This is a genomic window from Lactobacillus sp. M0396 (assembly GCF_016101625.1).
Lineage (GTDB): Bacteria > Bacillota > Bacilli > Lactobacillales > Lactobacillaceae > Lactobacillus > Lactobacillus huangpiensis.
Genome location: NZ_JACFQE010000001.1, coordinates 121194 through 134904, shown reverse-complemented (window position 1 = coordinate 134904; position 13711 = coordinate 121194). Strand labels below are relative to the sequence as shown.

Genomic DNA, 13711 nt, shown 5'->3' with positions numbered 1-13711 from the left:
AAAAGAAAGAATAAAGATGGAAAAATATCAATTATATACAACTATGGGCGTTGGGTTTGAAAGTGTTGTTGCCAAAGAACTGCAGGCAATGGGCTATAAAACGCACACTGAAAACGGGAGAGTCTTTTTTACCGGTAATGAAACTGATATTGTCAAAACCAATCTCTGGTTAAGAACAGCAGACCGCGTTAAAATTTTACTAAAGGAATTTAAAGCCACGGATTTTGATACTCTTTTTAACCAAGTATATGAAATTGATTGGGCAGAATTACTACCTGTTGACGCTAAATTTCCTGTGAAAGGCAGATCAGTCAGGTCTAAATTACATTCTGAGCCAGGCATTCAATCAATCGTAAAAAAAGCGATTGTTAATAAAATGTCCGATCAGTATCATCGTCGCGGCTTCTTGCCGGAAAACGGTAATGAATATCCTCTTGACATTCATATAAACAAAGATATTGCAAGGCTTTCGTTAGATACAACTGGGGCCAGTTTGTTTAAAAGGGGTTACCGCATTGAACATGGGGGAGCTCCTCTGAAAGAAAACTTTGCGGCAGGATTATTAGAACTAACTCCATATGATGGCAGTCATCCCTTAATAGATCCAATGACTGGTTCTGGTACTCTTGCTATTGAAGCAGCCTTAATAGGAAAAAATATTGCTCCAGGAATTTGGCGCCAATTCGCCTTTGATGGCTTTGATTGGTTTGACAGCACTATTCATAATGAATTGGTAGCAGAAGCAAAGAATAAAATCAAACCACTTGAACAACCTATTTGGGCGTGTGACATTGATCAGTCTATTTTAGAAATTGCAAAATTAAATGCGAATAACGCAGGTGTATTACAAGATATTTATTTTAAACAGGTTGCGGTAAAAGATTTTGCTACGGATTTACAAAATGGGGTTATAATTGCAAATCCCCCATATGGTAAAAGACTGAAAGATCGAGAATCTGCCGAAAATCTTTATAAACAGATGGGCGACTCACTTCTAAAATATGATAGTTTCAGTCAGTATTATTTAGTTGGAGATCCTGCTTTTGAAAAATTTTTTGGTAAAAAAGCAACAAAAAAGCGAAAGCTATTTAATGGCAATTTAAGAGTAGATTTTTACCAATATTGGGCAAGAAAAAAATGATTACTGAAAAATCAAATACGGAGTTTTGGGTTATTACAGACACTCACCTAATTGCTGATAGCTTGCATGATAATGGCCATGCATTTCAACTTATTCAAAATACTAGTCAAGGTAAAGATCTGGCTTATCAAGAAATAGCTCTTCGAGCTTTTACTGATTTTGCTAATCAAAAGAAGCCAGCCGCTATCATCGTTACTGGAGACGTAACTTTTAACGGAGAACTTATTTCTGCACAAAAATTTGCGGAAATATTTAGTCGTTTAAAAGCAACAAAACTATTGGTTTTACCTGGGAATCATGATATATATGATGGTTGGGCGCGTGCTTTTAAAGGTCCAAATCAACTTTATGCTCACCAAATAAGCCCAAGGGACTGGCAGGAAATATTTAAAAGCTCATATGACTGCGCACTGAGCATTGATCCTGATTCATTAGCATACAGTGTTCAATTAAATCAGCGTTACCTTTTATTGCTACTAGATTCCAATATTTATGGTAAACATGAGGCAAATGGTGCCCCTGCTACTGAAGGACAAATAAATGAGGAACAAATTATCTGGCTAGAAAAACAGTTGGAAAATGCTAAAAGAAATCATCTGAGACCACTTCTATTTATGCATCATAATCTGTATGCTCATAATCCGGCAGTAAATCGTGGCTTTGTCCTAAATAATGCTCAACTTTTACGTCGTCTGTGTGAGGATTTCAACATTAAAGTTGCCTTTTCTGGTCATATACATGCTCAAAATATAGTTGGACCATTAGAAAGAACACCTACGATAGAAGTGGTCACCTCAAGTTTTTGTTCATATGACCAGGGATATGGGGTAATCAAGGTAAGACCAGATAACATTAAATATCAGCGTCATACATTTAACATGAAACCATTTTTGAATAAAAAAGAGCTGGAAGATCAAAATTTAGCTCATTTTCACCATTATTTGAAGGAAATTCAAATAAAAAATTTAAAAGGAAATTCAAATAAGAAAGATAATTTTAATAATGAACAATCTGAGCTTCTGCAAAAGGTAAATCATTTGTTTATAGAGATGAATTATCAGTATTTTACTGGTCACAATCATATCGAAAAGGAGCAATTAAAAAAATTATATTCTTCTCCAGAATTTAAAATTTTAGTCAATCAAAGACCTCGTTTTAGCAATTACATGAAAACTTTATTCGATACGACTGATCATAGCAATCTTGAAACAGAAATTTGGTATTGAAAAGGAGCCTTATGAGAAAAAAACATTTCATTATTTTAGGTCGCAGTGGATTAATTTATTTCAGCTGGGTATTAATAGTTCTTTTTTTATGTCTTATTTTCTTATATGAAAGTACAAAAATTTTCAACTGGCCGGCTTTAATTTGTGCCTTATTATTCGTGATATTATTAGTTCATACTTACTTTAATTCTTATTGGAACAATGAAATATTTAAGTTGCCATTTCGTGCTAAAGCAAAATTGACATCTGAACCAGCAATTATTTTCGACTGGCAGCTGCTAAAAATTTATAAAATCAGAATTGCTGAATTTGGTCAGTATTACTTATTAAGATTTGAAAAGTAAAGCAGGCAGACCTCTGCCTGTTTTTTACATCAGTTAAAAGTAAATTTAGCGTAATTCTTAATTTGTGACTGGCAATGCATAAAAATTGATCAATATTTGTTATAATGACAATTGATTAAACAAAAGGTGGGACCTAAATTCTAATATGAAAAGGATATTACTTAAAATGAAGAGTTAGATTTAACAATTTACATTTATAGAAAGAGGCATGCGCAATGAAATCAGATATTCAAATTGCACAAGAAGCTCACGCATTACCTATTAATGAAATAGCCGCAAAGGTCGGCTTAAGAGATACTGACATTGAACCTTATGGTAACGACAAGGCTAAAATTAACTGGCAGGCAATAAAACGTACCATGGCAAACCAACACCTTGGTAAACTTATTTTGGTTACCTCTATTTCACCTACTCCTGCTGGAGAAGGCAAGTCAACTATGACGATTGGTTTAGGAGATGCCATAAACAATCAGTTACATCAAAGAACCATGATTGCTTTAAGAGAACCGTCAATGGGGCCAGTTTTTGGCTTAAAGGGCGGAGCAACTGGAGGAGGTCAGGCACAGGTAATTCCAATGGAAGACATTAATCTCCATTTTACCGGAGATATGCATGCTTTAACCGCCGCAATTGATACTTTGGCTGCACTAGTAGACAATTATATCTATCAAGGAAATGAACTTAAGCTAGATCCTGACAGAATCCTCTTAAAACGCGGAATTGATGTGAATGATCGCAGTTTAAGAAATATTACTGTCGGACAGGGTTCAAAGTTTAATGGTGTTGAGCATAAATCCAGTTTTGCAATCACAGTTGCTAACGAATTAATGGCGATTCTGTGTTTGTCGACTGACATCAACGATTTAAAAAAGAGAATTGGATTAATGCTCGTTGGTTATACCATTGATGATCAGCCTGTTTTCGTTAAGGATCTTGGTTTTGAAGGTGCAATTGCTGCTCTTCTTTCCAACGCCTTAAAGCCCAACCTTGTACAAACTATTGAGCATACTCCTGCTTTAGTGCATGGTGGCCCATTTGCCAATATTGCTCATGGTGCAAACACAGTCATGGCAACGAATTTAGCCTTACACCTAAGCGACTACGTATTGACTGAAGCGGGATTTGGTAGTGATCTGGGTGGTCAGAAATTCATGGACTTTGTTTCTGAACATCTTGATAAAAAACCAGATGCCAGTGTAGTTGTGGCTACTGTCCGTGCCTTAAAATATCAAGCTGAAGGAACTACTGATAACTTAAGTAAGGAAAATCTGTCTGCTTTACGCGACGGTTTTGAAAATCTTAAGAGACATATGAATAATATGCGTAATTATGGTCTTCCAGTTATTGTTTTAATTAATCACTTCACTACAGACACTGAAAATGAGCTTAATCTTTTACAGAAATTGATCAAGGAACAAGGAATTGACTCTGTTGTGGTAGATTATCATGAACAGGGATCAAAAGGTGGCATAGATGCAGCAAAAGCAGTCCTTGATTTGGCAAATTCTCAAAGTGGTCATCTTATTCCGACTTACCAAAAAGATGATGACGTTAAAACTAAAATTGCAAAAGTTGCGCAAAAAATATATCATGCAGCACGAGTAGAATATAGTGAAAAAGCGGAAAAAGATATTCAAGAACTGGAAAAAATGGGGAAGGATAAGTTGCCTGTAATTATTGCCAAGACACAATATTCATTCACTGATAATCAAAAATTGTTAGGTGCTCCAAATGATTTTACCTTGCATGTTAAAGGTGCCAGTTTGAAAAATGGAGCAGGCTTCATTGTCATAACCACCGGACATGTTTTAGACATGCCTGGGTTACCTAAGCATCCTGCTGCATTAGATATTGATGTTGATAACAACGGCAAAATTAGTGGCTTATTTTAAAAGTAGCAATGCAATTTTTATATTTAATTATTTCGTTATTAATAGTGATCTTCGATCAGGCTTTAAAGTCTTTTATTGCTGGTAACTATAGACTTGGTGAATCACACCAGGTTCTTCCTCATATTTTTTCATTTACCTACGTGCAAAACGAAGGTGCTGCTTGGAATATTCTTCCTGGTCAAATGGGACTTTTTTATTTAATTAGCATTATTGCCATCATAGTATGTTTATATTATCTGTTTATTAAAAAATTTCATAGTAAGCTTTTCAGTACTGGAGTTGCATTAGTTCTTGGGGGAATAATAGGTAATTTAATTGATCGGATTCATCTAAAGTACGTCATTGATATGATCCAAGTCGATTTTATTCAATTCAATATTTTTAACATTGCCGATTCTGCAATAACAGTAGGGATAATACTCGTTTTTATTTATCTTCTGTTTTTTGATGAAAGCGAAAAAAATAATGCCTGATAAATATCAATTCGTAATTCAGGAGGAAAAAGGTAGAATCGATAAAGTGCTCGCGACCAAAATTCCATCTTTATCACGCTCAAGGATCCAAGATTTAGTGCAAGATAAAAATATTTTAGTCAACAGCAAGGCAGTTAAAACTTCTTATAAGGTACAAAAAAATGATTTGATTTCAGTTAGTGTACCGAAGTTAAAACCTTTGGCAGTAGTTCCAGAAGATATACCGCTTGATATTATTTATGAAGATCAAGATGTAATAGTTGTTAACAAACCTCAAGGTATGGTGGTTCATCCGGCTGCTGGACATCCAGATCACACTCTTGTCAATGCTTTGCTGTTTCATACAAAAAATTTAGCCGAAAGTCCTGAAGGCTTTCGGCCGGGAATTGTGCATCGAATTGATAAAGACACATCTGGTTTATTGATGGTGGCCAAAAATGCTTTTTCGCGTGAAAACTTAGAGAAACAGTTAGCACAAAAGACTAACAAAAGGCTTTATTTAGCAATTGTACATGGGAATTTTTCTGAAAAATCTGGAACAATTGAAGCTCCGATCGGACGTGATCATTATGATCGTAAAAAAATGGCTGTAGTTGAGAACGGTAAAAATGCAGTCACTCATTTTACTGTCCTAGAACAGTTTCAAAAATATAGTTTGATAAGATGTCAGCTTGAAACAGGGCGTACACACCAGATTAGGGTACACCTTGCGTATATTGGGCATCCCGTTGCAGGGGATCCATTATACGGACCACATCATACCTTAAAAGGTAATGGTCAATTTTTGCATGCTCAAGTTTTGGGATTCGAACAACCACATTCAGGCAAGTGGCTGGAATTTGAAGTGCAGCCTCCACAAATTTTTTTGCAACAATTGGCTGACTTAAGAGAAAAAAGTGATTAAATGAAACGATATTTAATTCTGGAAAATGGTCAATCATTTCCGGGAGAGGGATTGGGAGCTTCAATAATTTCAACAGGTGAATTAGCTATTCAAACTGGTAATTTTGGTTATCAGGAAGCTTTAACTGATCCAACAAACACAGGTAAAATTTTAGTTTTTACTGCTCCTATGATCGGTGGCAATGGCATTAACGCAATAGATTATGAAAGTATTAATCCAACTGTAAAAGGAATCATTGCAAATGATGTAGCTCAAAATATCTCAGATAGTAATAACTTTCAAGATTTAGCTTCCTTTTTAAAGGAAAAAAACATACCGGCTATTTATAACGTTGACACCAGGGCTTTAGTTCATCTTTTAAATAAAGAGAAAACCATAAAAGCCTCAATCATGGATACAAATGACGAACATGCTTTTGATCAAATCAAAGCTTTAGTTCTGCCTAAAAACAAGTCTGCTACTGTTTCAACTAAAAATGCCTATGCGGTACCTAATGTGGGTAAAACTGTAGCTATTATCGATCTGGGATTAAAGCATTCTATGCTTAGAGAATTGTCTTTACGAAAAGTCAACGCTACCGTTTTACCTTATAACGTCTCAGTACCTGATATTAAAAATCTGCGACCGCAAGGAATTATTATTTCAGGTGGTCCAGGAAAAGTGGATGAACTCAAAGAGAACCTTAATCCTATTTTGGCAGCATTTTATAGGAAAATTCCTCTTTGGGGAATTGGTCTGGGCTTTTTGGCCTTAAGTGAATTTCTTAATTTTGAATTAGTTGCTTTGCCTCAATCATATAATGGCATTAATTATCCTGTTATTGACCAAAATACGAATGAGATTTGGCAAGTGGCGATGAATATAGATCAATTAGTACTGCCAAACAGCGTCCAATTTGAAATGGAAAAAGAATTATACGATCTCCACAGTGAGTTATTAGCTGGTTACAGTAATAAAGCCAATAAGGTAATTGGTACAGCTTTTAATGCTGAAGGTGCTCCTGGAAGTCTAGATGCTCTTCCTATTTTTGATAGTTTTGTAAAGATGATGGTGTAAAAATGCCTTTAGAGAATGACTTAGATAAAGTTTTAATCATTGGATCTGGCCCAACCTTGGTTGGTAAAGTATCTGAAACTGATTTACTAGTTGAAGATGCAATTCAAGCACTTTCTGAAGAAGATATTCAAGTTGTTTTAGTTAATCCCAATCCTGCAACTATTTCTACTGACAAAAAATCTGGGCTAACTGTTTATCTTGAACCAATGACACTGGAATTTCTAAAAAGAATAATTCGCATGGAAGAACCAAGTGCTATTATTTCTGCTTATGGCTCAACTACAGGATTAAAAGTTACACGAGAACTAGTTCAGGATGGTATATTGCAAAAAATGGGAGTTAGGTTGCTGACCTTGAACAAACAAACTCTCACAATGGATAATCATCAAAAAATGAATGCTTTTTTGGCTGAAAATCAAATTGAGGCTAATAAATATTGGAATTTAACTGATTTCAGTGCTGTTGATATTCAGAAACAGCTATCTGAAAAAGTTCAGTTTCCAGTAATGCTTATTAAAGAAAATACTTCAGCCAAAAATACACAAATTATTTTTGACAATGTTTCCGATTTGAACGAGTATCTAACAAAAGAAAAACAATCAGAAAGTTTTTCCTTTGGCAATTATCATTTGTCTGAAGATCTTTCCTCTTGGGAAGAAGTCATTGCAAACATAATTCGTGATAGCTCTGGAAATATCCTCTTTACCAATTTAGCTGATACTGTTGAATCCGTAGCTATTAATGCAGGAGATTCTGCTACAGTAATGCCAGCTTTAACGCTAAACAACGACCAAGTACAGAAAATTCGTGCAATTGCTAAAGTAATTGCCAACAAATTAAAAATCGTTGGAATATTAAATATTCATTTTGCTGTCAAACATGAGGGAACAAAGTTCTCTGTAAAAATTTTATCAATAAAACCCAGGTTAACACGCAGTGCAATTTGGTCAAAAAGAGTGGGATTGTACAGCTTAGGTTATATTGTATGTAAAGTAGCTATTGGCTACCGTTTAGATGAAATAACAGATCCCTTATCAGGTCTCAATGCTGCTGTTGAGCCAACCTTAGATAAAGTTGCAGTCAGAATGCCTTTCTGGTCATTAACACAATCCGGCAGCAACCATTATTTATTAGGTGCCAAAATGCAAGCCAGTGGTGAAGCAATCGGAATAGGAACGAATTTTGAATCTGCTTTTTTAAAAGGTCTTGCATCATCGGTTAACCTAAAAATGTCACTTAAGATTTTTAAAACTGAAAAAGCGAAAGAAAAAAACGAAATAGCAAGTGATTTAGAGCATCCCGATGAGTCACATTTAATTAAGCTTTTAGCTGCAATATCTAAAGGTTTCAGTTATCATGATCTGCAAAGAATTGTTCATATTCATCCAGTTTATTTTCAAAAACTTGCACATATTGTGGAGATAGGACAAAAATTAGCAGCTGGAAATCTAACAGATGAATTATTGATTGAAGCGAAAAAGAGAGGATTTCGCAACGCGTTAATTTCTGATCTTTCTGATACTGATATTAATGCGATCGAAAAGAGGCTTATAAAATTACATTTGAAGCCGGCTTATCAGCAAATAGATGGATCAGCGGGAACAATTAAGCCGTTGGTTAAGGCATACTATGGCTCATATGGAGTTCATGATGAAAGTCAAGCGTTATCTGCAGCTAAAAAAGTGCTAGTAATCGGTATGTTACCCTCGCAAGTTTCAGTTACAAGCGAATTTGACTACATGATTAGTCATGCAATAGATACTTTACATAATAATAATTATGCCACTGTTTTATTATCAAATAATGATGAATCTGTAGCAATTAGCTATAAAAGGGCAGATAAGGTTTATTTAGAACCTATAACCCTTGAAAGTATCTTACATATTGCTAAAAAAGAGCAAATAAAAGATGTTTTAGTTCAGTTCTCTGGCAAAGAAATGAATGCTTTATGTAAAAAACTAATAGAAAATGGTTTAAATATATTAGGCAGTAAAAACATTAATCCGAAAGATCGGATTGAGCAGGTTTTAACTAAACCATTAAAAAGTTTAGGTCAAAATAAACTTTTAACAACAGTTGATAAGACAGAGGCTAAAAATTTTATCAATGAACATGGATTTCCAATTCTCATTGGCGGATTTAATAATATGGGCGTTAAGCAAAAATCTGCTGTTGTCTATGATTTGCCAGCTTTAAAGAAATATTTAAAGGAAAATCAATTATCCAAGGTCAGTTTATCTCATTTTATTGAAGGAAATAAATATGAAATTACTGCCATTTCAGATGGTAAAAATGTCACAATTCCTGGTATTATTGAGCATTTGGAGCAAACAGGATCTCATGCGTCAGATTCAATAGCTGTTTTTAAGCCACAAAATTTAACAAAAACAGGCAAAAAGTTACTTACTGAATATGCTATTGAGTTAGTCAAACGCATAAATATGCGTGGTATATTCACGTTACATTTTTTGATTGTTGCAAAGAAAATCTTTTTACTGCAAATTAAGCCATATGCTGGTCACAATATTGCTTTTCTTTCTAAGGCAATTGGAAAAGATATTACAAATTGTGCAACGGAAGTCCTTATTGGCAAGAATTTACCTGATTTAGGCTATAAAAACGGTTTATGGCATTCAAATAATTTTATTTTTGTCAAAATGCCAGTTTTCTCATATATTGATTACCAAAGTGAAAATACGTTTGATTCAAAAATGAAGTCATCTGGATCCGTCATGGGGCGAGATACTGAGCTTGCAAAAGCTTTATACAAAGGCTATGAAGCCAGTGGCCTAAAAATACCTAACTTTGGTACAATTTTTATTTCTGTTCGTGATGAAGACAAAGAAAAAGTTACGTCATTGGCTCAACGTTTTTATCGTCTGGGTTTCAAAATAATTGCTACTGAAGGTACTGCTAATGGCCTAGCAGAAGCTGGAATAACCACAGGAATTGTTTCCAAAATTAGTCATGGTTCTCACAGTCTGTTAGATAAAATACGACAACACAAAATTGATATGGTGATTAACATTACTAACTTATCCGATTCTGCTAGTGACGATGCAACCAGAATACGTGATGAAGCTTTGAATCAGAATATACCTGTTTTTTCAAGCATCGAAACCACAGAACTTATTTTGGGTGTTCTAGAATCACTGGCGTTAACTACACAGCCAATTTGACAATAAAGCGAAAATGAAACGAGGATGATTTATTCATCCTCGTTTTTTAGTTTATTCTTTTGCTTAATACTCGTTCTTTTTCGGGGGTTACTTCAATTGAATTTTGTCCAGTATAAATTACGAAACCAGGTTTTGCGCCATTAGGTTTTTTTACTCTTTTATCCTGCACATAGTCAACCTGTACATGAGCTGAATTTTTAGCTTTAGAAAAATAGGCCGCAATTTCCGCAGTTTCTAAAATGTCTTTTTCTGTTGGTTGATCAGATTGCAAAATGACATGCGAACCAGGAATATTTTTTACATGAAACCAAATATCAGTTTTATTAGCTTTTTTTAAGGTGAGCCAATCATTTTGTAAATTATTTTTACCAACTAAAACAGTTTTACCAGATGAAATGCGAAATTTATTGAGGTTTTTCTCAGTGATTTTCTTTTTACGTTTCGGTTTCTGGGGTTTTTTAATGTAGCCTTGATTCATTAATTCTTCGTTAATTTGATCGATATCTTGTGGTTCGGCATTATCGATCGCGGTTTGAATAGTATCAAAATAATTTAAATTGTCTTGAGCTATTTTTATTTGTTCTTTAACGTGTTTAATTGAATCGCGCAGCTTTTTATACTTGGTGAAATATTTTTGACCATTTCGAGCAGGAGAGAGTGCCGCATCAAGCTTAATTTTTAGTGGTTGATTATTATCATAATAATTAGGCAGGTCAATTTCAGTCATTCCCGGTTTAACTTGGGACAAATTTGCATTAAGAATTTCACCTCTAATTCTATATCCTTCAGAATTTTCAGCTTGATCCAATTGCTTTTGGAGCTTAACTATTTTTTTGGCTAATTTTTTATGCTCGTTTTTTACAACTCGTTCAATTTGACTTGACTTTTGTCTTACCCAATCCTGATTTGATTGATATTGATAAAAACTGTCTAAAGCATGATTAATATCTGGATCAGAACTTTCTTTAGTTAGGTTAAGATGGTAAGGCAAATAAGGAAAAATCTTTCGCTTATTATTTGGTGTTTTCAGAATAAAAGCACCTTTTTTATTAAACTGATCCATAAAAGTTTTAAAAGACGAATAAGAAAAATCGTCTTCCAAATAACCTGCAAGCTCTTGACGATCGTCTCGATCAATCCCCCCAATCTGACCGGCGAATTTTTCAGGATCGGAATTCGAAGCCCTTTTATTAAACTCTGTTTCCGTCATCTTGAAACCATCAATACCAGATATAAGAGGAGGTAACTCATATTTAGCTTTGGGTAAGAGTAACCGCACTCTATTTTCATCAGGATTAATTCTTTTGAGCAAATCAATTATACGTCCATTTTTCTGGTCATAAAGAATAACATTGCTATGTCTGCCCATTAGCTCCAACGATAAGACTAACTGAACTTGATCTCCAAGCTCATTACGATTACTAAAATAAAAATTGACAATACGGTCAACTCCTAGTTGGTCAATTGACTGTAGAATTGAGCCTTCTAAATATTTACGTAACACCATAACAAAAGTTGGTGCCTTATCAGGATTAGCAATAGTTTGCTCAATAATATAAAAACGTGGATACTGAGCATTGGCAGATAATAGTAATTGTATATTTTTTCTGTCTTTTCTAAAAGTTAGCACTAGATCTTGTTCAAATGGTTGATAAATTTTGGAAAGCCTGCCACTTTCTATTTTTGGTTTAACATCATTTAGCAGGCTATGTATAAACAAACCATCAAAAGCCATAATATCACCTCAAAACACGCTTTCTATTATACCAAGTATTAGGCGATAAGTGCTTGTTTAAAATATATTTTATTTATAATCTTAAAATAGAGTACCACTAATTATATAGTAATCATTTTTGAAATAACTAAAGAAATCATTGCAAAAAACTGATATACTGGTAATATAGATTTAAAGTTATCAGTATAAATATTTATAAGCTAAAAATAATAGTAACAAATATTACTATACAATTAAGCATGAATGTTTCACAACTTTTCGTTTAGCTTTTTATGCATTTTCATGCTTTTAATATTGCTTAAATTTAAGTTTATAAAATATTTTTATGTTTTGTTTTAATCAGAAAAGGTAGTTAAATGGACGTTTTATCTTTTAGCACAATTGCTGGAAATATTAAAAACGAAATAAATAAAAAGTGTGGGTTAAATCTTTCGCAAACCAGAATTTTGCTTTATTTTTACCATAATGGTAATACTGCTTTAAAAATGGGAGATTTAGCTGAAAAATTAAAAATATCACTTTCAACATTAAGCAGACAATTGCAGCAAAAGAAAACCATGAGTTTTGTAACAATTAGAAGGTCAGAAAGTGACTCAAGCAAAACAGTTCTGTTAAATGATCTGGGGTTGAAAAAAATTTCTGAACTGAGAAACGTTTTAAAAGAAATAGAAGCATCACTTTTGCATGGTTTAACAGAGCAAGAAATAAAAGCATTTGACCAAACTTTTGCTAAACTAGTGCAGAAAACAGAGAGAACAAGTTCGCTGTAGTTGATGGTCGAAACACTTATTTTTTTATGCTATAATTCTTGTATGTTGTACACACAAAAGCGAAAGGTAAGTTAGATGAAGATTGCTTTAGTTACTGATAGTACTAGTGCCATAACAAAACAAGAGGCAGAAAGAAATAACATTATTGTTGTTTCAATTCCAATCATTATAGGTAAAAAAGAGTATTTGGAAAATGTTGATATAACTTCTGATCAGCTTTTTAAAATGCAGAGAGAGGGCGCAGATTTTCCTAAAACTTCTCAACCAAGTACTGGCGATTTAATTCGTCTTTTTGACAGCCTAAATGATAAGGGTTATGAAGCCATTATTGCTATTACACTTTCCAGCGGGATTTCTGGTTTTTATCAAACATTATGTAATATTGCTGAAAATCATCCAAAATATAATTTACATGCAATTGATACAAGAATGACTGTTCGCTTACAAGGAAATTTGGTTTTGGCAGCAGCCAAAATGATAAAAAATGGTCTTGATCTGGATACAATTTTAACTCGACTCGAAAAGATCCGTTCAACTATTGATGAAATATTCGTGGTTAATGATTTAAATAATTTAAGTAGAGGAGGGCGCTTAAGCAATGCCGGTGCTTTTATCGGCTCAATGCTAAATATCAAGCCGCTGCTTACTTTTAAAGACGGCAATATAGTAGCTTTTGACAAAATTCGTTCTATGAAACGAGCTTTTATCAAAATTAAAAAATTAACGGTAAAGAAAATAGATCAATTGCCTTATAAAGATAAAATCAAGCTCTTTATTATTGACTCCAATGACAGCAGTCAGGTAGACGAAGCTAAAGCATTTTTAACAGAAAAATTTCCAGAGCAAAACATTTCCGTTACGAAATTTAGCCCTGTTATTGCCACGCATCTAGGAGAAAAGTCTTTTGCCATTGGATGGATGATTGATATTGATAAAATCGATTTGACTAAATAAAAGCAACCTTTTGTAAGATTGCTTTTTTTGTTACAGA

At 33.9% G+C, this 13711-nt stretch carries 11 protein-coding genes; 10 read left to right on the top strand and 1 reads right to left on the bottom strand.

Annotation, left to right across the window (positions count from 1 at the left end; all coding sequences use genetic code 11):
* Window positions 1–16 precede the first annotated feature (16 nt).
* The 8 genes from H3T43_RS00625 (at window position 17) to H3T43_RS00590 (ending at window position 10215) form a co-directional block, all read left to right on the top strand.
* Window positions 17–1141 carry a class I SAM-dependent RNA methyltransferase gene (locus H3T43_RS00625; protein ID WP_198211806.1) on the top strand — a complete coding sequence of 375 codons (1125 nt, stop codon included), beginning with the start codon at window positions 17–19 and terminating at the stop codon, window positions 1139–1141.
* On the top strand, window positions 1138–2367 hold the full coding sequence (locus H3T43_RS00620; RefSeq protein ID WP_198211805.1) for a metallophosphoesterase: 1230 nt from the start codon (window positions 1138–1140) through the stop codon (window positions 2365–2367). Before H3T43_RS00625 ends, H3T43_RS00620 begins: the two co-directional genes overlap by 4 nt.
* A gap of 11 nt (window positions 2368–2378) precedes the next feature.
* On the top strand, window positions 2379–2711 hold the full coding sequence (locus tag H3T43_RS00615) for an acyltransferase (RefSeq protein ID WP_198211804.1): 333 nt from the start codon (window positions 2379–2381) through the stop codon (window positions 2709–2711).
* Between the two features lie 215 nt (window positions 2712–2926).
* Window positions 2927–4603 (top strand): formate--tetrahydrofolate ligase, encoded by a 1677-nt coding sequence (locus H3T43_RS00610; RefSeq protein WP_198211803.1) that lies wholly within the window; start codon window positions 2927–2929, stop codon window positions 4601–4603.
* A gap of 8 nt (window positions 4604–4611) precedes the next feature.
* Complete coding sequence (gene lspA, locus H3T43_RS00605; RefSeq protein ID WP_034979154.1) at window positions 4612–5076, top strand: signal peptidase II; 465 nt, start codon at window positions 4612–4614, stop codon at window positions 5074–5076.
* Window positions 5069–5980 carry an RluA family pseudouridine synthase gene (locus H3T43_RS00600; RefSeq protein ID WP_198211802.1) on the top strand — a complete coding sequence of 304 codons (912 nt, stop codon included), beginning with the start codon at window positions 5069–5071 and terminating at the stop codon, window positions 5978–5980. Before lspA ends, H3T43_RS00600 begins: the two co-directional genes overlap by 8 nt.
* Complete coding sequence (locus H3T43_RS00595) at window positions 5981–7036, top strand: carbamoyl phosphate synthase small subunit (RefSeq protein WP_034979157.1); 1056 nt, start codon at window positions 5981–5983, stop codon at window positions 7034–7036.
* Window positions 7037–7038: 2 nt separating this feature from the next.
* Entirely contained in the window at window positions 7039–10215 is a 3177-nt protein-coding gene (locus H3T43_RS00590) for a carbamoyl phosphate synthase large subunit (RefSeq protein WP_198211801.1), read from the top strand.
* Between the two features lie 46 nt (window positions 10216–10261).
* Here H3T43_RS00590 and H3T43_RS00585 read toward each other — a convergent pair whose 3' ends face one another.
* Window positions 10262–11950 (bottom strand): NFACT family protein, encoded by a 1689-nt coding sequence (locus H3T43_RS00585; RefSeq protein WP_198211800.1) that lies wholly within the window; start codon window positions 11948–11950, stop codon window positions 10262–10264.
* Window positions 11951–12306: 356 nt separating this feature from the next.
* Here H3T43_RS00585 and H3T43_RS00580 point away from each other — a divergent pair, with 356 nt between their 5' ends.
* Both H3T43_RS00580 and H3T43_RS00575 read left to right on the top strand, forming a co-directional pair.
* Window positions 12307–12720 carry a MarR family winged helix-turn-helix transcriptional regulator gene (locus tag H3T43_RS00580; RefSeq protein ID WP_198211799.1) on the top strand — a complete coding sequence of 138 codons (414 nt, stop codon included), beginning with the start codon at window positions 12307–12309 and terminating at the stop codon, window positions 12718–12720.
* Window positions 12721–12795: 75 nt separating this feature from the next.
* Entirely contained in the window at window positions 12796–13674 is an 879-nt protein-coding gene (locus tag H3T43_RS00575) for a DegV family protein (RefSeq protein WP_198211798.1), read from the top strand.
* Window positions 13675–13711 lie beyond the last annotated feature (37 nt).

Excerpts from the sequence above, each read along its gene's own strand:
- H3T43_RS00620 (WP_198211805.1), top strand. The coding sequence starts at position 1,138 with ATGATTACTGAAAAATCAAATACGGAGTTTTGGGTTATTACAGACACT.
- H3T43_RS00575 (WP_198211798.1), top strand. The coding sequence starts at position 12,796 with ATGAAGATTGCTTTAGTTACTGATAGTACTAGTGCCATAACAAAACAA.
- lspA (WP_034979154.1), top strand. The coding sequence starts at position 4,612 with ATGCAATTTTTATATTTAATTATTTCGTTATTAATAGTGATCTTCGAT.
- H3T43_RS00585 (WP_198211800.1), bottom strand. The coding sequence starts at position 11,950 with ATGGCTTTTGATGGTTTGTTTATACATAGCCTGCTAAATGATGTTAAA.
- H3T43_RS00625 (WP_198211806.1), top strand. The coding sequence starts at position 17 with ATGGAAAAATATCAATTATATACAACTATGGGCGTTGGGTTTGAAAGT.
- H3T43_RS00595 (WP_034979157.1), top strand. The coding sequence starts at position 5,981 with ATGAAACGATATTTAATTCTGGAAAATGGTCAATCATTTCCGGGAGAG.
- H3T43_RS00610 (WP_198211803.1), top strand. The coding sequence starts at position 2,927 with ATGAAATCAGATATTCAAATTGCACAAGAAGCTCACGCATTACCTATT.
- H3T43_RS00590 (WP_198211801.1), top strand. The coding sequence starts at position 7,039 with ATGCCTTTAGAGAATGACTTAGATAAAGTTTTAATCATTGGATCTGGC.
- H3T43_RS00580 (WP_198211799.1), top strand. The coding sequence starts at position 12,307 with ATGGACGTTTTATCTTTTAGCACAATTGCTGGAAATATTAAAAACGAA.
- H3T43_RS00615 (WP_198211804.1), top strand. The coding sequence starts at position 2,379 with ATGAGAAAAAAACATTTCATTATTTTAGGTCGCAGTGGATTAATTTAT.
- H3T43_RS00600 (WP_198211802.1), top strand. The coding sequence starts at position 5,069 with ATGCCTGATAAATATCAATTCGTAATTCAGGAGGAAAAAGGTAGAATC.